17 protein-coding genes are annotated in these 20,861 nt (G+C 40.0%); 15 read left to right on the forward strand and 2 right to left on the reverse strand.

Annotation, left to right across the window (positions count from 1 at the left end; translation table 11 throughout):
• Window positions 1-368 precede the first annotated feature (368 nt).
• Complete coding sequence (gene gdhA / locus E7303_RS14005; protein WP_292146008.1) at window positions 369-1,715, forward strand: NADP-specific glutamate dehydrogenase; 1,347 nt, start codon at window positions 369-371, stop codon at window positions 1,713-1,715.
• Between the two features lie 170 nt (window positions 1,716-1,885).
• Entirely contained in the window at window positions 1,886-2,044 is a 159-nt protein-coding gene (locus tag E7303_RS14010) for a hypothetical protein (RefSeq protein WP_292146009.1), read from the forward strand.
• A 54-nt stretch (window positions 2,045-2,098) separates the two neighbouring features.
• Here the strand turns inward: E7303_RS14010 and E7303_RS14015 are convergent, their stop codons facing one another.
• Both E7303_RS14015 and fliY read right to left on the reverse strand, forming a co-directional pair.
• On the reverse strand, window positions 2,099-3,235 hold the full coding sequence (locus E7303_RS14015) for a DUF4317 domain-containing protein (RefSeq protein WP_292146011.1): 1,137 nt from the start codon (window positions 3,233-3,235) through the stop codon (window positions 2,099-2,101).
• 8 nt (window positions 3,236-3,243) lie between these two features.
• Window positions 3,244-3,840, reverse strand: a complete 597-nt coding sequence (gene fliY / locus E7303_RS14020; protein ID WP_242829982.1) for a flagellar motor switch phosphatase FliY — start codon at window positions 3,838-3,840, stop codon at window positions 3,244-3,246.
• A 321-nt stretch (window positions 3,841-4,161) separates the two neighbouring features.
• On the opposite strand from fliY, the gene E7303_RS14025 reads away from it, so the two are divergent.
• From E7303_RS14025 to E7303_RS14085, 13 genes are all read left to right on the forward strand, one after another.
• Window positions 4,162-4,908 carry a DeoR/GlpR family DNA-binding transcription regulator gene (locus E7303_RS14025; protein WP_292146012.1) on the forward strand — a complete coding sequence of 249 codons (747 nt, stop codon included), beginning with the start codon at window positions 4,162-4,164 and terminating at the stop codon, window positions 4,906-4,908.
• A 16-nt stretch (window positions 4,909-4,924) separates the two neighbouring features.
• Window positions 4,925-5,830 (forward strand): 1-phosphofructokinase, encoded by a 906-nt coding sequence (pfkB, locus tag E7303_RS14030; protein WP_292146013.1) that lies wholly within the window; start codon window positions 4,925-4,927, stop codon window positions 5,828-5,830.
• Between the two features lie 18 nt (window positions 5,831-5,848).
• Window positions 5,849-7,768, forward strand: coding sequence for a PTS fructose transporter subunit IIABC (locus E7303_RS14035; RefSeq protein ID WP_292146014.1), 1,920 nt, complete (start codon window positions 5,849-5,851; stop codon window positions 7,766-7,768).
• Between the two features lie 78 nt (window positions 7,769-7,846).
• Window positions 7,847-8,110, forward strand: a complete 264-nt coding sequence (locus tag E7303_RS14040; protein WP_022773040.1) for an HPr family phosphocarrier protein — start codon at window positions 7,847-7,849, stop codon at window positions 8,108-8,110.
• A 96-nt stretch (window positions 8,111-8,206) separates the two neighbouring features.
• The gene (gene ptsP, locus E7303_RS14045; RefSeq protein ID WP_292146015.1) at window positions 8,207-9,913 is read left to right on the forward strand and encodes a phosphoenolpyruvate--protein phosphotransferase; all 1,707 of its coding nucleotides are present in this window, start codon (window positions 8,207-8,209) and stop codon (window positions 9,911-9,913) included.
• A 118-nt stretch (window positions 9,914-10,031) separates the two neighbouring features.
• Window positions 10,032-11,651: a clostripain-related cysteine peptidase gene (locus E7303_RS14050; RefSeq protein ID WP_292146016.1), complete on the forward strand. Its 1,620-nt coding sequence runs from the start codon at window positions 10,032-10,034 to the stop codon at window positions 11,649-11,651.
• Window positions 11,652-11,793: 142 nt separating this feature from the next.
• Window positions 11,794-12,273, forward strand: coding sequence for a MarR family winged helix-turn-helix transcriptional regulator (locus tag E7303_RS14055; RefSeq protein WP_292146017.1), 480 nt, complete (start codon window positions 11,794-11,796; stop codon window positions 12,271-12,273).
• 42 nt (window positions 12,274-12,315) lie between these two features.
• The gene (locus tag E7303_RS14060) at window positions 12,316-14,064 is read left to right on the forward strand and encodes an ABC transporter ATP-binding protein (RefSeq protein WP_292146018.1); all 1,749 of its coding nucleotides are present in this window, start codon (window positions 12,316-12,318) and stop codon (window positions 14,062-14,064) included.
• A 48-nt stretch (window positions 14,065-14,112) separates the two neighbouring features.
• Window positions 14,113-16,053, forward strand: coding sequence for an ABC transporter ATP-binding protein (locus tag E7303_RS14065; protein WP_292146019.1), 1,941 nt, complete (start codon window positions 14,113-14,115; stop codon window positions 16,051-16,053).
• 115 nt (window positions 16,054-16,168) lie between these two features.
• Window positions 16,169-16,714: a helix-turn-helix domain-containing protein gene (locus tag E7303_RS14070; protein WP_292146020.1), complete on the forward strand. Its 546-nt coding sequence runs from the start codon at window positions 16,169-16,171 to the stop codon at window positions 16,712-16,714.
• Window positions 16,711-17,472: a hypothetical protein gene (locus tag E7303_RS14075; RefSeq protein WP_292146021.1), complete on the forward strand. Its 762-nt coding sequence runs from the start codon at window positions 16,711-16,713 to the stop codon at window positions 17,470-17,472. Before E7303_RS14070 ends, E7303_RS14075 begins: the two co-directional genes overlap by 4 nt.
• Window positions 17,460-19,196, forward strand: coding sequence for a sensor histidine kinase (locus E7303_RS14080; RefSeq protein WP_292146022.1), 1,737 nt, complete (start codon window positions 17,460-17,462; stop codon window positions 19,194-19,196). Before E7303_RS14075 ends, E7303_RS14080 begins: the two co-directional genes overlap by 13 nt.
• Entirely contained in the window at window positions 19,181-20,791 is a 1,611-nt protein-coding gene (locus tag E7303_RS14085; RefSeq protein WP_292146023.1) for a response regulator transcription factor, read from the forward strand. Before E7303_RS14080 ends, E7303_RS14085 begins: the two co-directional genes overlap by 16 nt.
• Window positions 20,792-20,861: the final 70 nt, after the last annotated feature.

A 20,861-nucleotide genomic window follows, 5' to 3' on the forward strand; every position in this document is an offset into this window, starting at 1 on the left:
ATTTGAGAATTGACAAAAAATAAAGACCATTACTGGCCTTGCATGGTCTATTATGTAATTAGCTGTCAAACTACCGAGATGAATCGGAGGAGAATTCAGATGAAAACTCGGAGGAAAACTCAGATGAAAGCTCTGATGAAGGCGGCGATTCTGATGAAGGCGGGGAGTAAGGCTGATTGCGACATATATTAGCTAACTGTAATAAAAAAAAATAAAAATGAATTTTGCTCTTGCACTTTAAATTACTAAAATGTATAATCGTATACATGCAGTGATGTCTGCGCAATGGGGCGTAGAGACCTTTGGTTTCTTACGCCCCTTTTTATTACATTGTTTTTATGTGCCAAGGCACAGGAAGGAGAATGAAAATGTCATACGTTGATGAGATCTACGATTATGTCGTAGAAAAGAACCCAGCTCAGCCAGAATTCCATCAGGCAGTCAAGGAGGTACTTGAGTCACTCCGTGTTGTTATTGAAGCTAACGAAGAAGAATACCGCAAGGATGCTCTTTTAGAGAGACTTGTTACTCCTGAAAGACAGATTCTTTTCAGAGTTCCTTGGGTTGATGATAAAGGACAGGTTCAGGTTAACAATGGCTTCCGTGTTCAGTTCAATTCAGCAATCGGACCATACAAGGGTGGCCTTCGTTTTCACCCTTCAGTAAACCTTGGAATTATTAAGTTCCTTGGATTTGAGCAGATTTTCAAAAACTCTCTTACAGGCCTTCCTATCGGTGGCGGTAAGGGTGGTTCTGACTTTGATCCTAAGGGCAAGTCAGACAGAGAAGTTATGGCTTTCTGCCAGAGCTTCATGACAGAGCTGTTCAGACACATCGGAGCTGATACAGACGTTCCTGCCGGAGATATCGGTGTAGGTGGACGTGAGATTGGTTATCTCTATGGCCAGTACAAGAGAATCAGAGACGTATATGAAGGAGTTCTTACAGGTAAGGGACTTACATACGGTGGATCACTTGCTCGTACACAGGCTACAGGTTATGGACTCGTATATATCACAGAAGAGCTTTTGAAGGATCATGGCAAGGATTTGGCTGGTAAGACAGTTGTTGTATCCGGTGCAGGAAACGTAGCAATCTACGCTATTGAGAAGGCTCAGCAGCTCGGTGCAAAGGTTGTAACATGTTCTGATTCTACAGGTTGGATTTATGATCCGGAAGGAATTGATGTTGCTCTTCTTAAGGAAGTAAAAGAGGTTAAGAGAGCTCGTCTTTCTGAGTATGCTGCTGCCAGAAAGTCTGCAGAATATCATGAGAAGAAGAACGGTGAGCACGGTGTTTGGAACGTTAAGTGTGATGTAGCCCTTCCATGCGCAACACAGAACGAGCTTGATCTTGATGATGCTAAGGCTCTTGTAGCAAATGGCGTAACCGCTGTATGTGAGGGTGCTAACATGCCTTCAACAATTGAAGCTACAAAGTACCTTCAGGACAATGGAGTTCTCTTTATCTGTGGTAAGGCTTCTAATGCCGGTGGTGTTGCAACATCAGCTCTTGAGATGAGCCAGAATAGTGAGAGACTTTCATGGACATTCGAAGAAGTTGATAATAAGCTCCAGGGCATCATGGTCAACATCTATAAGAGCATTTCTGAAGCAGCAAAGAAGTATGGCAAGGAAGGCGACTATGTTGCAGGCGCTAATATTGCCGGATTCCTTAAGGTTGCTGAGGCTATGAAGGCTCAGGGTATTGTTTGATAATCACAGGTGAATAAAAGATTCATTATTTTGGTAGAAGGCTGTTTTTGTTTTTCAAGGACACACTTATTTCACACTTTTTTGTGTAAAATGACATTGCAAAGCTTATGAAAAACAGATAATATAAATCACGCTACTGTTGTTGGTCTTTTATAAATGGAGGCGACGATATGGGTGAATGGAAACAGGTTTTTGACCGAGTGATGGATCAGTTATATAACCATCCTGAAGAGATGCGTGCCAGACTTCTTAATAAGTATGATAATAATAAATATAAATCTGAGGAACGTCCTCAAACTGCTATTGAGATGCTTCGAGGCATGCACTGATAAAATAGTAAAATAAAGGCGATGAAATGATCTTCATTTCATCGCCTTATTTCTTTATTTATTCATAAATGTTCTTACGTTGATTCCGTTTACTTCAATATGATCATCTACAGCAATGACAAGACACTGTCTGCCATCAACTATCTTTGATTCTACAAGGTCTGTGCGGTCAGGTTTTACCTTGATCACTACGTCAGGTGTTTCAATGTCGAATTTCTTGGTATTGGCAATGTTGCTTGCAAGAAGAGGGAAGTCCTCATCACCTGCACATTTTGTGTAGTTTTCCTCAAAATAACCAAGGCGCTCTTCAGATACACCGCTGTCCTGAAGGAGTTGCTTGACGTCTTTTTTTGAAAGCTCAAGTGGTTCAGGGTCTTCAGCGTGATCTTCGATCATATCGTTTAAGTTATCATGAATGTTTTTCATGATGTCATAATCAGCATCATCACCTATGGTGTTCTGGACAACAGCATCGAAAATGTCCTTCTGCTCCGGAGCGGAGATAGGAGCTCTTCCACCGAACATGGCCTCTACAAATTCTGGCTGAAGATCATCAGGCTTTTTAGTGAAGTAGAGCATATTGTGGATATCCATATCTCTTTCTATGAAAGCCGGGAAAAGAAATCCCTTTGTAGGACCCTCTACAACCCAATCGCGATATCTGTCCTCTATAACATTCTTGGATTCATTGTAGCCGAGACCTGCCTTTGAAAGCTTTACAGGACAAATGCTGCAAAGAATGTAGTCATAGATCTTGTCGGAAGCATCTTCCATTTCGATTCCGTCATTTGTGACACCGGGAATATCATAAACTGCGTGAACTACGATTATGTAATAGTTTTCTCCGTTGATGTAATTGGCTATGATCTTGTCGTAGAATTCCTCTAAGAGCTCATCATCTTCAAGCCTTGAATTACGAAGAGTCAAAAGAAAGTCCTGAGTTCCTCCCGGCTGTTCCTGGTCAAGAGGAAACTCAAGACTAATCAGATTTTTGCCAAATGTTCCTGCAAGTGTGTGCTGGAAAATATCCAGGTATTTAAACATTTCTTCCTCTGGGATCTGTCCAAAGGCCTTTCTGAAAGTAAGTCGTTTGTTTTTTTCGTGATCAACATAGCATCCGCAAATGTGATCGATAGTGCATCTGTCTGGTGTGAACTGCTTCTTGATTTCTAGTGTTTCTGCCTTATTCATTATAAATGTTATTTTCCTTTATCCATAAATTTTTGGCACATATCCTCTGCAAACTGTACCGGATATAATTGTACCATAACGGAATCAATAAGGTCACCTATCGTCATCCTAAATGCTATTTTAACAAATTTATCGTAGGTAGTATCAAACATTTTTTCAAAAACTTTTATGCTCTCAACGTCAATCTGATTGACGATAGGAGTACTGATATCAGTTGCAATTCCCAGCATTGAGGACAGACTTGTGGCACTGGTACCCATCATCTGGTTCATTGCTTCTGATGCAGCTGATAGATGAAGTTCTGTGATCTCACCTGAGGTATTTGTTCCATCGCCGCCCATCATAAGGTCGGTCATGACTTTGACATCGTGTTCTTTCAAAACGAGCACGTTATTGCCCTGAAGGCCTTTTACATAATGGATCTGTACAAATATACAGGTCTTTTCGTAGTCATCAAGGGCTTCACTTCTCTTAATGACTTTAACATTTGGGGTAGTGATATCTACCTTTTTATTTACCATCATACTCAGAGTGGTAGCGGAATTTCCCATGCTTATATTGGCAATCTCACCTAAGATATCAACCTGCTCATTAGTTAAGCTCATTCCTTCCAAGACAGTTACCTCCATGTTTTAATATGAAATCTACTAATATTTTAGTTTATTTAACGCATTTTTGTAAAGGAAGATTTACGTAATAACCTTAAGGTTTATTCTTTTTTAAGAATATATTTATAACCTTTAGTTTATAATATAAGAAGTGAAAGTACTTGCTCAGATTTGATCACAAAAATTACACACATTGATTGTTTGTGCTTATTTTGTGAGTATCTTACAATATTACCAGTGATTAATTGTGATTTATATTGATTGAAATTGATTGAGTATGATGATATTATTTATTCAATAAAAAACAAAGAGGGCAATATGCTTACACAAGAGCGTCGTGATCTTATAGTTTCATATGTTAATGATAACAATGCAGTTACAGTAGCAGAACTCATGGAAAAATTTGATGCTTCCGCTGCTACGATTCGTCGTGATCTTTCTGTCCTTCATGAGGAAAAAAAGATACTTAAGGTGTTCGGTGGTGCAACATCTGTTATGTCCGGTGATGTGACAACCTTTGAGCCGCCGGTTTCAGCTAAGGCATCACTTAACAGGGAAGAAAAAGATGCGATAAGTAAATACGCAGCATCTTTAATATATGATGATGACTTTGTTTATATAGACTCAGGAACAACGACACTTGAGATGATCAAGTATATAGAAAACAGCAAGGCCAAGTACATTACAAACGGAATTGTTCATGCCAAGAAGCTTTTGGAAAAAGGCCTTAATACCATGATCATCGGTGGAAGATGCAAGGCTTCAACAGAAGCGATTATCGGTCCTGATTGTATCGAGGGAATCAGTAAATATCATTTTACTAAGGCTTTTATGGGAACAAACGGCATTTCAATCCCGGCAGGCTTTACAACTCCTGATGTGGATGAAGCTCTGGTAAAACAGGAAGCTGTCAAACATGCGTATATCTCCTATGTTCTGGCAGATCATACCAAGTTTGGTCAGGTTAGTTCAGTTACTTTTGCAGACATAACAAGCTGCTGCATTATAACGGATAAAGAGCCCAATAAGAACTATAGTAGTAAAACAATCGTGAAGGTTGTATGAAGTAAGGAGGAAACACATGATCTATACGGTTACTTTTAATCCGGCAATTGATTATGTAGTCAGAATGAGCGATTCTCTTTTACCTGGAATGACAAACCGCTCAGATTCTGAAGAATGTTACTTTGGTGGAAAGGGAATCAATGTATCAACTATTCTTAAGAACTTAGGAATAGACAATACAGCTCTTGGATTCGTTGCAGGTTTCACCGGAGAAGCAATCGAAAAGAGTGTAAATGAGAGAGGAATTAAAGCTGACTTCATAAAGCTGAGCGATGGAATCTCAAGGATCAATGTAAAGATAAAAGGACAGGCTGAAACAGAGATAAATGCTCAGGGTCCCAAGATCCCAGCTGATGCTCTGGATAAGCTTTTTGCACAGATAAAAGAGCTTAAGGATGGCGACATTCTTATTCTTGCAGGTAGTATTCCAAATTCACTTCCAAGCGACGTTTATGAAAGAATTATTTCTTTTGTCTGCGATAAAAAGATCGAAGTTGTTGTTGATGCCACAAAGGACCTTTTAAAGAACGTCCTTAAGTATCATCCATTTTTAATAAAGCCAAACAATCACGAACTTGGTGAGATGTTTGGAACGGTTCTTAAGACCGATGATGAGATTGAGGAACATGCTAGAAAACTTCAGGAAATGGGCGCCAGAAATGTTCTTATTTCTATGGCTGGTGATGGTTCAATGCTCATTACTGAGACCGGTGAGAAATACCGCGTAGGTGTTCCAAAGGGGAAGGTTAGAAATTCGGTAGGAGCAGGCGATTCAATGGTCGCTGGTTTCATCGCCGGATATCTAAATAAAGGGAGCTACGAAGAGGCTCTCAAAATGGGTACAGCTGCCGGAAGCGCTACAGCTTTTTCAGACGATCTGGCAACAGGAGAAGCAATACACGAACTATATAATTGCCTATAAGGCATACAAGGAGGGACTATGAAAATCACAGATTTACTAAAGAAAGAGGGTATACTCTTGAATTGCCCTGCTACTGACAGGGAAAGCGCGATCGATGCACTCATCGACCTGCATTCAAAGGTTGGTAATCTTAATGATGCAGCAGCATTTAAAGAAGCAATCCTTGCGCGTGAAGAGAAGGGGTCAACTGCAATTGGTATGGGAATTGCTGTTCCTCATGGAAAGTCAGCAGCAGTAAAGACAGCAGGACTTACAGCTATCACAATTCCAAGCGGAATTGATTACAAATCACTTGATGGAAACCCAAGTAATCTTTTCTTCATGATCGCTGCACCTGATACAGCAGCTGATACACACTTGGAAGTTCTTTCAAAGCTCATGACTCTTCTTATGGACCAGTCATTTGCTAAAAAGCTTGTTGAAGCAAAAACAGCTGATGAATTCCTTAAAGTAATCGATGATAAGGAAGCAGAAAAAGACAAAGAGACAAGTGCAAAGGCTGCACCTGCAGCAAAGCCTTCTGTAAAGAAGCTTGTTGGCGTAACAGCTTGTCCTACAGGTATCGCACATACATTTATGGCAGCTGAAGCTTTAGAGCTTAAGGCAAAAGAGCTTGGCGTTGATATCAAGGTTGAAAAAGACGGTTCAGCCGGAGCAAAGGATGTTCTTACTGCAAAAGATATCGAAGATGCAGATGCAGTTATCGTAGCATGTGATAAGAATATTGATATGGGCAGATTCAATGGAAAGCCTGTTATCATCACATCTACTAAAGAAGCTATACACAACCCTGAAAACCTCATTAAGAAGGCAACTGACGGGGATGTTTCAATTTATCATCACTCAGGAAAAATCTCAGCTTCATCAGATGCTACTAATGAATCAGCAGGCCGTCAGGCTTACAAGCACCTTATGAATGGTGTATCACACATGCTTCCATTCGTTATTGGTGGTGGTATCCTTATTGCTATCGCTTTCCTTTTGGATGATTTCTCAATTGACCCAAGTAACTTTGGTAGCAACACTCCTGTAGCTGCATGGTTTAAGTCAATTGGTGGTACAGCATTTGGATTTATGCTTCCAATTCTTGCCGGATTTATTGCACAGAGTATTGCAGACCGTCCAGGTCTTGCAGTTGGTTTCGTAGGTGGTGCACTTGCAAGCACAGGCGCAACTTTCGTTTCACCTGGCGGAGATGTTCCTTCAGCTTTCCTTGGCGCTTTGGTTGCTGGTTTTGCAGCTGGTTACCTTGTTCGCTTCATGGAAAGAATCTGTGAGAAACTTCCACAGGCACTTGAAGGTATCAAACCTGTACTTATCTATCCTCTTTGCGGTATCTTCATCATCGGTATTGTTATGTGTGCGATCAACCCTATCGTTGGTGCTCTTAACGCATGGATAACAGCTCTTCTTGAAGGAATGGGAACAGGTTCTATGGTAGTTCTTGGTATCCTCCTTGGAGCAATGATGGCAACAGATATGGGTGGCCCTCTTAATAAGGCTGCTTACGCATTCGGACTTGCAAGTCTTGCTAACCAGAATGAGACAGGTCATATGATCATGGCTGCAATCATGGTTGGTGGTATGGTTCCTCCAATTGCAATCGCTCTTGCTACTATTTTCTTTAAGAATAAGTTCACTCCAGCTGAGAGAAAGTCAGGACCTGTTAACTTTATCATGGGTCTTTGCTTCATCACAGAGGGTGCTATCCCATTTGCAGCAGCTGATCCTATCAGAGTAATCCCATCTCTTATGGTTGGTTCAGGTGTTGCCGGAGCTCTTTCAATGGCATTTAAGTGCACACTTAGAGCACCTCACGGTGGAATCTTCGTATTCCCTGTAGTTGGTAACGTAGCAATGTATCTTGTAGCTCTTTTAATCGGATCTGTTGCAGGATGCTTTATGCTTGGTCTTCTTAAAAAGAACATTGAAGACTGATATAACACAAATTGGTGATGTACAGCTGCTTTTCTAAGTAGCTGTACATCAGGTTTTCATTTTAGAAAGGATTTAAAAATGGTATCACAGGTAGTAAAAGTAACAAATGAACAGGGAATGCACATGCGTCCGGCAAGTCTTTTTTGCCAGACAGTAACTCCTTTTAGCAGCGACGTTAAGGTTGTTTTCAATGGAACAGCTTATGATGCTAAGAGCGTTATGATGCTTATGAGCGCTTGCATCAAGTGCGGTGCTGAGATCGAGATCCAGTGCGATGGTCCTGATGAAGCAGAAGCTTTAAAGAAAGCGGTTGAACTCGTAGAGAGTGGTTTAGGAGATTGACCATGACTACTTAACGAGGTATTGACGAGTTTAGTAGGCATGGTCGTTCTGGCGAGGATTGAAAATCCGAGAGCAGAACTTCATTAGGAGGTACGCATGTATAAAGGAATCGCCGCATCACGCGGAATAGGAATCGGAAGTGTCTGCGTTATTGTTGAGCACGATCTTAAATTTGAAGCGAAAAAGATTGAAGATATACAAGCTGAAAAAGAACGTTTTAATAAAGCTGTAGAGGAATTCATAACCGAAACAACTGCTCAGGCTGAAGACATCAGGAAAAAGATTGGTCCAAAAGAAGCTGAAATCCTCGAGGGCCATATAGTTATGATTTCCGATCCTTCCATGGCCGGAGAGATGACCAAAATGATCGATTCAGGTCAGTGTGCCGAGTCTGCTGTAGAGGCAGTTTGTGACATGTTTATTGGCATGTTCTCAAAGATGGACGATGACATGATGCGTCAGAGAGCTTCAGACATCAGCGATGTTAAGATCTCTATGCTCAAAATTCTCCTTGGTATAAAGGACATAGATATAAGCAAGGTGGCTCCGGGAACAGTTCTTGTGGCTAAGGATCTTACTCCATCAATGACATCTCAGATCAACAAGGAAAACGTTGTTGGTATTCTCACAGAGGTGGGTGGAAAGACTTCTCATTCAGCTATTTTGGCAAGGGCGCTGGAAATACCGGCAGTTCTTTCTGTTCCTGATATTACAAAGCTCGTTAAGGACAAAGACACTGCAATAGTAGATGGTACAGAGGGCAATGTATATATTAATCCTGAGGGAGACGTACTTTCAAAGTACATTTTGAAGAGAGAAGAGTTCATCAAAAAACAGTCTGAGCTCAAGGGATTCCTTGGAAAAGAAACTAAGACTCTCGATGGCGACACGGTTGAACTTTTCTGTAACATTGGTACTCCAAAGGATGCTAAAAAGGCCATTGAATGTGACGGCGAAGGAATAGGTCTTTTCCGTTCAGAGTTTTTGTTTATGGATAACAATCATATGCCTACTGAAGATGAGCAGTTTGCTGCTTATAAAGAGGCAGCTGAGACCATGGGTGGAAAGCCTGTGATCATCAGAACTCTGGACATCGGTGGAGATAAAGATATTCCTTATCTCAACATGAAAAAAGAAGAAAATCCATTCCTTGGATACAGAGCTGTAAGATATTGCCTTGGTAATAAGGACAGCTATATGATCCAGCTCCGTGCAATAGTCAGAGCAAGTGCATTTGGTAAAGTTAAGATCATGATCCCACTTGTAACCTGCGTTGATGAACTTAGAGCGGTAAAAGAGCTGGTAGAAGAGATTAAAAAGGATTTCGATGAGCAGGGAATTGCCTATGACAAGGATATTGAAGTGGGCTGCATGATTGAAACTCCTGCTGCTTCACTTATAGCTGATATTCTTGCGAAGGAAGCAGATTTCTTCTCAATAGGAACCAATGACCTTACTCAGTACACAATGAGTGTTGATAGAGGAAATGCTGATGTTGCATATCTTTATTCAACCTTCCAGCCATCTGTGCTTCGTTCAATAAAGAACATCATAGAATGTGGAAGAAAGGCAGGAATTCCTGTAGGAATGTGTGGTGAGGCTGCAGCTGATCCTATGCTGATTCCTCTTCTTATATCATTTGGACTTACAGAATTCAGCGTTAATCCTGTTCTTGTTCTTACTGCCAGATGTGTTATCTCTAAGTGGAGCAAGGAAGAGGCCGATAAACTGGCTGAGAAAGTCATGGCCCTTGATAACGAGAAAGAAATCGCAGCTCTTTTAAAAGAGTCTGCAAAAGAATGATCGTATCAGATTATTTATATAATTAGATAATATAAACATATGGTAAAATAAAACTGCCGGGATACAGAGCGTATTCTGGCAGTTTTTTAGTTATGTTGGGAAGTGTGGGGAGGACTTGATGCTTAAAAAGATAGGAAAAACTATACTGATACTTCTGGCAATACTGGGGATCTTGTTTATTGTTATCATGCTAATACCTACGGATGATGAAAGTCCTGAGACGGTACAGACAGGTAATGATTTGACAGAACAGCCACAGGAAAGCAGTTACACGAATCCTTATGCTGATATCGATGTGGTATCTGTGGATACTGACGCAAAATCAGCCACAATAATGATCTACATGAATGGATCAGACCTTGAATCAGAGGCGGGGGAGGCATGTGAAGATATAGAGGAGATGCTTACCTCTGGCATAGGGAATAATGTAAATGTCATTATTCAGACCATGGGGACAAAAAAGTGGCATGGCTTTGGGATATCTTCACAAACGGCACAGACATACAAAGTAGATAACGGAAATCTTGTTTTGGTGAGAGATAATCTGGGACAGCTTGACTGCACAGCAAAAGATACGTTATCGGAATTTGTGGGCTTTTGTAAAACAAAGTATCCTGCTGACAGATATCTTTTTGTATTTTGGAATCATGGCGGCGGCCCAGTTTATGGATTTGGCTATGATGAGTGGCAGGATGAAGAAGACAGTCTCACCATTGATGAGATGGCAAAAGCTTTTTCCGAAAACAGTGACATTCAATTTGACATGATCGGAATGGACTGCTGTATTATGGCCAGCATGGAAACCTGTTACGCCCTTTCGCCTTATTGCAAATATGCTCTCCTTTCAGAGGATTTTGAATCAGGACTTGGTTGGAACTACAGCAGGTGGATGAAGTCTTTTGAAGAAAATCCGGGAATGGCAACACCTCTTTTGGGAAAATACATTATTGATGACATAATAACAGACAACGAAAATGAAGATGGCGGTGATTCAGCCTGTCTCGCTCTTTTTAACGTATCGGTTGCCACAGATTTATTCAATGCCTGGAAAAATTATGCATATAAAAATGAATATAAGCTTCTTGACAAGAATTACAGTAGAAACCATAAGGCTAAAGGAAGAGCGATTGAGGAATGGGATTTTTGGGGATCTGATGGTAGCGATGTAACTCTTTCAGATTATTACATAAGCGACATACTGGCCCTTATGGAAAGTGTGGATAACAACAGTGATGAGGCCAAAAAGCTTATGTCTGTACTTAAGGCTTCTGTGGCATATTACGGGCACACATCAGACAAAAATGAGCTTACAGGCCTCTCGGTTTCGCTGCCCTACGGAGACTCTGACTTTTATGACAAGTTGAAAGATGTCTTTAAAGGCATATCTTTAGACAATGAGTATATCGAATGGCTGGGATCATTTGTTTCAAGCGACGGATATGATGACTACTACGATTATGGTGGTTTTGAGGATGATTGGAGCGGTTGGGGATCCTACGAAAGCGATTATGGTTTTAACTACAGCAGCGGTGGCGCGGGGCAGTATTTCTTTGATGGCGATGATTATGAAAATGACTGGGTATATGATCACGAAGAAAAAATCTGGTACATGTATGAAGGAGATGTCCTCTATCTATATGATGACGAGACCAATACTCTGTTCTATTACGATGAATATGAGGACAAATACTACTACTACGATGAAGATCAGGATGACTGGTTTGAAGTAGAGGAATAAGTAAATATGAAAGTTTTATGAAGTTGTTTTGACTTATTGACAACATGTAGCTAGCTACGTATTATATAACATGTAGCTAACTACATGTTTTCTTTTTGTGGAAAAATCATTCCATCGAAAAGCACTGAAAAGAGAGGAATAAATGAGCTGCACAGACGGACAAAATGAGTTTTTTAGAGATCGCGAACATGAGCCCATAGGCTTTAAGTTCAAGCTTATCCATGAGGGCTTTGTTTCAATGTTCAATAGAGAGCTTAAGGAAGATGATATAACTTTTTCTCAGGTTATGGTGATCTCGTACCTGGATGAGCACAAGGATAAAAAAGTAACTCAGAAGGATATTTCTGAAGCTCTTCATATTAAGCATCCAACTACGATAGGCCTTTTGAAGAGGCTGGAAGAAAAGGGCATGATCAAAAACGTGACAGATCCTGACAATCGCAGGTGCCGAAATGTTACTCTGTCAGAAAAGGGACTGGAATTTGTTGATAAACGAAGGGAGCGAAGAAAAAACACTGACTATTATCTGGTTAATGGTATGACAGAGGAAGAGATTGAATCCTTAAGAAAGCTTTTGGACAAAGTCATAGATAATATGGGTTCGATAAATATCAGATGTTAATTATAGGGTTTTACCCTAATTATTTTATAAAGGGAGAAATATATGGTTAAGACATTACTAAAAGAAATAAAGGAATTCAAATTTCCTTCCATAATGACTCCGATCTGTATGATTGGAGAAGTTATCTGCGAAATGGTAATTCCAATCCTGATGGCCAGAATCGTCGACTTAGGGATATATGGCGGCAATATGGCACTTATCTTTAGAACAGGCGGCATGATGATCGTGATCGCAATATTGGGACTTCTTGCCGGCCTTGGTGGAGCCTATTTTGGAGCTAAGGCATCAGCAGGTTTTGCCAGAAACTTAAGAAAGGCTATGTTCGATAATATTCAGACATTTTCATTCTCGAATATAGACAAGTTCTCAACTTCAGGTCTGGTAACAAGACTTACAACAGATGTAACAAACATCCAGAATGCCTATATGATGACACTCAGAATGGCTATGAGAGCACCTTCATCTCTTATTATTGCCATGATCGCAGCATTTACCATAAATGCTGAGCTTGCTTCTATATATCTGGTTGCTGTGGTTATTCTTTCAGTTATCATGGTATTTATCATGAACAGGGCAACTAAATATTTCAAAGAAGTATTTGAAAAGTATGATGCTCTAAATGAGAGTGTTCAGGAAAATGTATCAGCCATCAGAGTAGTAAAGGCTTATGTAAGAGAAGATTACGAGAACAATAAGTTCAAAAAAGCTGCTCTGAATATTTACAACATGTTCGTAAAAGCAGAATCCAACGTTGTTTTCATGAGCCCTATAATGACTGGAACAGTTTATGTCTGCATTCTTCTTATCAGCTGGCTCGGTGCACATATGATAGTTGGCGGAAGCCTCACAACAGGTAATCTGATGAGTCTTTTGACCTACTGCATGACAATCCTCATGAACCTCATGATGCTTGCTATGATCTTTGTTATGCTCACAATGGCTTCAGCAAGCGGCAAGCGAATCGCAGAAGTTATCGAAGAGAAAACAAATATCACAAATAATGACAAGGCCATTAAAAATGTTCCGGACGGAAGTATTTCTTTTGACCATGTAAGCTTTGCGTATAACCAGACTTCAGAAGAGCCTGTGCTTAAAGACATAAATCTGGAGATAAAGTCCGGCGAGACAATAGGTATCATCGGAGGAACAGGTTCTGCGAAATCTTCTTTGGTAAACCTGATAAGCAGACTCTATGATGTCACAGGCGGTTCAGTTAAGGTCGGCGGCATCGATGTAAGAGATTATGACCTTGAGACTTTGAGAGATCAGGTTTCTGTAGTACTTCAAAAGAATGTGCTGTTCTCCGGTACAATTCTTGATAACCTCAGATGGGGCAATAAGGATGCATCTCTGGAAGAATGCCAGAGAGCCTGCAGAATGGCCTGCGCTGACGAATTCATAGAGAAGATGCCTCAGGGCTATAACACAGAGATCGAGCAGGGCGGAACCAATGTTTCCGGTGGACAGAGACAGAGACTTTGTATCGCAAGAGCTCTTTTAAAGAAGCCTAAGATCCTTATCCTTGATGATTCAACAAGTGCTGTTGATACAGCTACAGATGCCAAGATCAGGAAGGCTTTTGCAGAGGAAATACCTGGAACTACAAAGCTTATCATTGCTCAGCGTATAAGCTCAGTTCAGGGATGTGACAGAATAATCGTCATGGACGATGGAGCAATCAATGGTTTTGGAACTCACGAAGAACTTCTTAAGAACAATGATATTTACAGAGAAGTATATGAGTCTCAGACCGGAGCTTCAGGCGATGCAGATTTTGATCAGGCAGGCTGAGTTGTCCAAGTTGTTGATAATCTGATATTTATAGATGGAGGCTAAATAATGGCAGAAACAAAACAGATAAAAACAGGTCCCGGTGGTGGAAACAGACGTGGAATGCCAAGACCTAAGGTGCAAAACCCCGGTGCTTTATTTAAGAGAATTATGGGATATGTTTTTAAATACTATCCTTTACATATGATAACTGTGCTTGTTTGCATACTGTTAACAGTATTTTCAAGCGTTCAGGGAACTCTTTTTACAAAGACACTTATTGATTCCTACATTCAGCCAATGCTTGACAGTGGAAACAGTGACTATGGCCCACTTCTTGCTGCGATGGGAAGAGTTGCGATATTCTATGGATTAGGTGTGATCGCAGCTTTTGTTCAGGCAAAGGTCATGATCTACATTAACCAGGGAACATTAAGAAAACTTCGTGAAGAGCTCTTTGTCCACATGGAGAGTCTTCCTATAAAGTATTTTGATACAAATGCCCATGGCGACATCATGTCAATCTACACCAATGATATTGATACATTAAGACAGATGATAAGCCAGAGTATTCCACAGATGCTCAGCAGTGCGATCACAATCGTGAGTGTTCTGATCTCTATGGTTGTGCTCAGTATTCCATTGACTCTGATAACTCTTTTGATGGTTGGAATTATGCTGTTTTGCTCAGCTAAGGCCACAAAAGCTTCAGGTAAAAACTTCGTAGCTCAGCAGAAGAACATCGGCTCATTAAATGGTTATATCGAAGAGATGATGACTGGTCAGAAGGTAATCAAAGTATTCAATCATGAGCAGGAAGCAATCGAAAAATTCGATGAGCTCAATCAGCAGCTTTATGAGAGTTCATTTAAGGCTAACGGCTTTTCAGGTGCTCTTGGACCTATAAATGCTCAGCTTGGTAATACCAGCTATGTTATCTGTGCCATGATAGGTGGAGCGATAGCTCTTTCTGACTCAGTTGCGGTAGGCTTCACTGTTGGTGCTCTTGCAAGTTTCCTTACTTTCAATAAGAGCTTCTCAATGCCTATCAACCAGGTGAGCATGCAGTTCAACTCAATAATCATGGCTCTTGCAGGTGCAGAGCGTATCTTCAGACTCCTTGACGAACAGCCTGAAACTGATGAAGGCTATGTAACTCTTGTTGATGCAGAAATTAAAGATGGAGAAGTTGTCGAGGCTGACCACCATACAGGACATTGGGCTTGGAAACACTATCACAAGGCAGATAACACTACAACATATCAGCCGATGGAAGGCGATGTTACATTTAATGGCGTTGACTTTGGTTATACAGATGAAAAGATGGTTCTTCACGATATCGTCCTTCATGCAAAGCCTGGTCAGAAGATCGCATTTGTCGGTTCAACTGGTGCAGGAAAGACAACGATCACAAACCTTATCAACAGATTTTATGATATCCAGGATGGTAAGATTAGATACGACAACATCAATATCAACAAGATCAAAAAAGCTGACCTTCGCCGTTCACTTGGAATAGTACTTCAGGATACACATCTTTTCACAGGAACTGTACGCGACAATATCCGTTACGGAAAGCTTGATGCCACAGACGAAGAAGTAATTGCAGCAGCTAAGCTTGCAAATGCTCACAGCTTTATAAAAAGACTTCCTGAAGGATACGACACAATGCTCACAGGTGATGGAGCAAACCTTTCACAGGGCCAGCGTCAGCTCCTTGCTATTGCCAGAGCTGCCATTGCAGACCCGCCGGTGCTTATCCTTGATGAAGCTACATCTTCAATTGATACCCGTACAGAAAAGATTGTTCAGGACGGTATGGATAAGCTCATGAAGGGCAGAACTACCTTTGTTATTGCCCACAGACTTTCAACTGTTAAAAATAGTGACTGCATTGTAGTTCTTGAACAGGGCCGTATCGTAGAGCAGGGAACTCACGATGAACTCATTGCCAAGAAGCAGCGTTACTACCAGCTTTATACAGGAAATAAGGCAGAAGAAACTGCATAAAAAATGAGTGTTATAAAGACGAGAGGCTGTAAAAATGAGAAATCATTTTTGCAGCTTCTTTTTCTGTTTGATAATATATCAAAAATGATATATTCTAATTACAGAGGAATAACGCATGAAGCAAAATGTTGAAGAAATAATCATAAAAATAAAGAAAAGAAGAAAAGCTCTTGGAATGACTCAAGCGCAGGTGGCGAAGCTATGCGGTATTAAACAGTCAAATTATAGTAGATTTGAATCGGGAAAGCAGATGCCTTCTTTAGATACACTTCTTTCTATATTGGATGTGCTTGGCATGGATATACACCTGACTCCGGTAGATTATACAGTATATGATGTTATGGATCGAGATGAAATAGTGTGTATAGTGGAACTTGATAGAAGTAGAAAAAATATTAAATTCAACAAAATAAAGAAAGATGGTATAGGACAACCATTTTCCGGAAACAGGCTTAATTTAGAGCGCTTTTATTCTTTTTTGAAGGACAGATGCTACGAGGATGGACGGGCGGACCTTGATAGAATTTTAGAAAAAGCTAATCTTACATCCAATAATCCTTATGAATTTATTAAACTGTCTCACGGAGTGACTTATGAAGATACTTTTTGGATTAAGCTTCACGATGAAAAAATAAAATGGAAGGATGTCAAATTGATATGAGAGACTACAAGTTAAGCCCTCGTGCGATGGTGATGGTTGCAGGAAGTTCAAAGGGAACTCAGCCTAAGTACTACGATAAAGGCTTTTGGTACAAAGAAAACAGAGCAGGTTATGAAGGAAAAACTGAGCAGTTGGCATCGCTTGTTCTTTCCTGTTCGAATGTGGATTATTTTGTCAGATACGAAGAATGTACTATCAATGGGAAAAAAGGATGCAGATCTCAGAATTTTTTAAAAGAAGGATGTTCTTTTTTGAGTTTTCAAAGATTGTATGATATGTATTTTGGAGGAAACCTGTCCGAGCGCATTATCATTATGGATGATCCTCAGGATAGGATAAATTTTATAAAAGAATTTATACGTGATTACACAGGATTTGATTGCAGTGATTATCTGTCAAAAATACTTACATTTGATATGCTTATATTGAATACCGACAGGCATTTTAATAATCTTGGAATAATTGTGAATACTGAAACAGAAGAATGTTTTGAAGCACCTGTGTTTGACAATGGAGCTGGTCTTCTTAGTGATCTTACACGCTTTCCAATGGATAATTCTATTGATGAGAATATTGAATTGGCATATGGGCAGCCCTTCTCATCCAGTCTGGAAATGCAGGCACAGCTGGCAGGTGTGACATTGAAAATCGATTATGATAAGTTAGAGGCAGCATTAAGAGAAGAACCACAATCCAGGGCGCTAACGGTTCTGAAATACCAATTAGACAGGTACAAAGGTTTATTATGCAAAAGCTAAAAGAAAAGAATAACTCTTTTATACGTACAATTGCATCTGCGGTACTTCTCTACATGATCCTGATGATCATCATTTTATCAGCCATATGGTGGAATACCAGAAATACATTAGAGAGCGCTGCCGGGGCCACGCTATCACAGGCAAAAGAAATCTCAGATTATGAAATAGAAGAAGTTTTAAAGGCTAATGAACAGGCTCTTGCTGTTGTTTTACAGGATAATGCTGATATTTCTGCTTTTAAAAATGGCACGGATGTTCAAAAGGCTATAGCGCAACAAAATATGTTACAGACACTTAAGAACATAGCAAGCAGTAGTACAGACGTTGAGACTATTTTTTTCTATGATCTTATTGGAAATAATTATATCGCTAAGACTGCAAACGCCCTAAATTATAACGATACTGTAATGATCCGTCAGAGCATAGAAGAAATGATCCAGGAGTATCCAGGAAACATGCCATCTAAATGGATATACAGACAGATTGGAGAAAAGAAATATCTTTTACGCCTTTATAAGAATAAAAATCGTATGCTTGGGGCACTGGTAAATATATCAGGAATTTTGGAAAGACTCATAACTAATGATTCAGTTTGCTACGTGATAACTGATATTAATAACGACATTATTGTTCAGACGGATAATGGAGAGATCACAAGCTCAGATCTTAGCTTTAAAGTGAGCTCAGGTGCTTCATGGTCTGATAATGGAAAATATCTTGTACTTGGAGGTTCATCCACAAAAGGAGATTTTGGTATTTTTGTGGCATTGGAAAAACACAGAGTATATGGAAACTATCAATCGATACAGCTCATAATAATATTTCTTGTTGTTTCCGCAATCGTTATGCTTGTCGTCATAACTCTTTATACAAGGCGGGTAGTATATGCCCCGTTGCGGGAATTACTTATTGCCATGAAAAAGATAGAAAATGGAGAACAGTCACTTAGACTTCCTGACAAAGCAGATACAGTTGAGTTCAGACAGATAAATAACAGCTTTAATCAGATGATAGACACAATTGTCAATCTGCGCATGCGCTCTTATGAGGAGAGAATTCAGTTTGATGAGGCAACGCTTAAATACGTCCAGCTTCAGATAAAACCCCACTTTTTCCTGAATGCGCTGACCACGATACACAGTATGTCTTATCAGGATCGGAATGAGGAAATAAGGGATTACATAGAAAGACTCTCCAGAAATGTGAGATATCTTTTTAAATCCGGAATGCATACTGTTCCTTTGAAGGAAGAGATAGAGCATATAAAGGATTATATAGCAATGCAGGAAATTCTGTATCCGGGATGTGTTTTTGATTTCATTGACATTGATGAAAAAATACTTGATTATCCTGTTCCACAGCTTCTTATTCATACAATTTTGGAAAACATTTATAAACACACTGTTTCTGTGGATAACCTGACTTCAATTCTTATTTCCTGTAAGCTTGAAGAGCGAAATGGAGAGGAAATGTGCCATATTGTCGTGGAGGATGATGGAGTAGGGTTTCCTTCGGAATTTCTTTTGCAGGTAAAAAATGGTAATGTAACAGTAAAAGAAAATGGACATGGAATAGGCCTTTGGAATCTCAAAAAGACTTTGAGTCTGATGTACAGAAGAGATGACCTGATAGAATTTTCTAATAAAGAGCCTCACGGCAGTAAAGTTGATATGTGGATACCAAAGAGAGTAAAGAGGCAGAGCAGCGTATGGAAGCTATCGTAATTGATGATGATTTTCCCACGGTCGATGTCATAGTAAATGCGGTTGACTGGGACAAATTTCATATCGAAAATGTTCATAAAGCATACAATATAAAAACAGCGCAAAAGCTATTTGAAGAGAATGAGATAAGCGTTGCTATCTGTGATATTGAGATGCCTATGGGAAGTGGGCTTGACCTTATCAAGTGGGCCAGGGAGAACTCGTTTGACACTGAGTTTATCTTCCTTACCAGTCATGAGAAATTTGACTATGCAAGGCAGGCCATAGAATACAAAGCCAGTGGTTATGTGGTAAAGCCCTTCAATGCAGACAGAATGGAAGCAGAGCTTAATATGGCTCTCCAGAGAATACATGAAAAGCAGGAGAGTCAGAAGGCTTCTAAATATGAAGAGTGGTATTCAGGAAACCTTGAGTACGTAGAGGCAATGTTCTGGCTTGATGTTTTACAGCAGAGAATTGTTGCAGATGAATTTGTGATAAGCAAAGAAATAGAGCAGAGAAGATTAAATATTGCCCCGGAAATTGATTACAGGCTTTATATCATATCGAGCGGAAATATTGAGCAGATCGAGGAAAGCTGGGGAGCAGGGAGAGCTGGTGCATATGAAAAAGAACTGGTTTCTTTCCTGTGCGAAAGGATATTTATTGGAATTTCTGAAAGTAAATTTGTAAACTATCGCGTAAAGGGAATTGTATATACTGCAGTTGTTGTAGAAGACTCCAAAACTGGAATAATAAATGAGCGTATGAGCGAGGGCGATGCAGAAATACTCGATGAAGCCAGAGAAAAGCTAAAAAATACCATCACGATCTATATTGGAAATCCCTGCAGCATATCGAAGCTCTATGTGGCAAAGAACCACATGGAGGAACTTGATAAAAATAATGTTGCCTCGAAGGGGAAGATATTCCATGAGAATGATGAGATAGTTCTTGCATCAGAAAAAGGACATATGCTGGATCAGCATGAGATAAGACTTCTTCTGAATGAAAAGAAAAAGAAAGAACTGTTAAATCTTCTGAAGTTTAGCATGGAAAATCTGGCGGCGGCCAAAAAACTAGATGCAGCAGCTCTTACAGAAATAAAGCAGGATCTTCTTCAGATTGTTTTTGTTTATCTTCACAGCAAAGAGATTCAGGCGACGCAGCTTTTTGCCAATGAGGCGTCAGAGTCCCTTGCCAGGCAGTCAACGGACTCTCTCATGAATATGATGAGATGGCAGGTCTATATCATTTCAACAACTCTTGATTATGTTTCAGAGGTTGAGGCATCGGACTCTATAGTTTCGAGGGCCAAGGCTTTTGTTCATGAGCATTACAAGGAAGATATCTCAAGGACTGAGATTGCAGAGAGCGTTTATCTTACTCCTGAGTATATGGCCAAGATGTTCAAAAAAGAGACCGGGATCAGCCTTAAGCAGTATATAACTGATTTTAGGATAGATAAGGCAAAAGAGCTTTTGTCACGGGCTGACGTTCGCATAAGTGACGTCGCTACAGAAGTAGGTTTTGACAACTTCTCCTATTTTTCAACGGTATTCAAAAAGAATACGGGACTTACTCCAAATGAGTATCATAATCAGACAAATGGATAAAAACCTTAAAATCAAAAATTCAAAGCTTGTTTTTGAAAGAGAATGATTAACACCCTTTTGTATAATGAGT

The organism is Butyrivibrio sp., from assembly GCF_015056685.1.
Classification (GTDB): domain Bacteria; phylum Bacillota; class Clostridia; order Lachnospirales; family Lachnospiraceae; genus Butyrivibrio.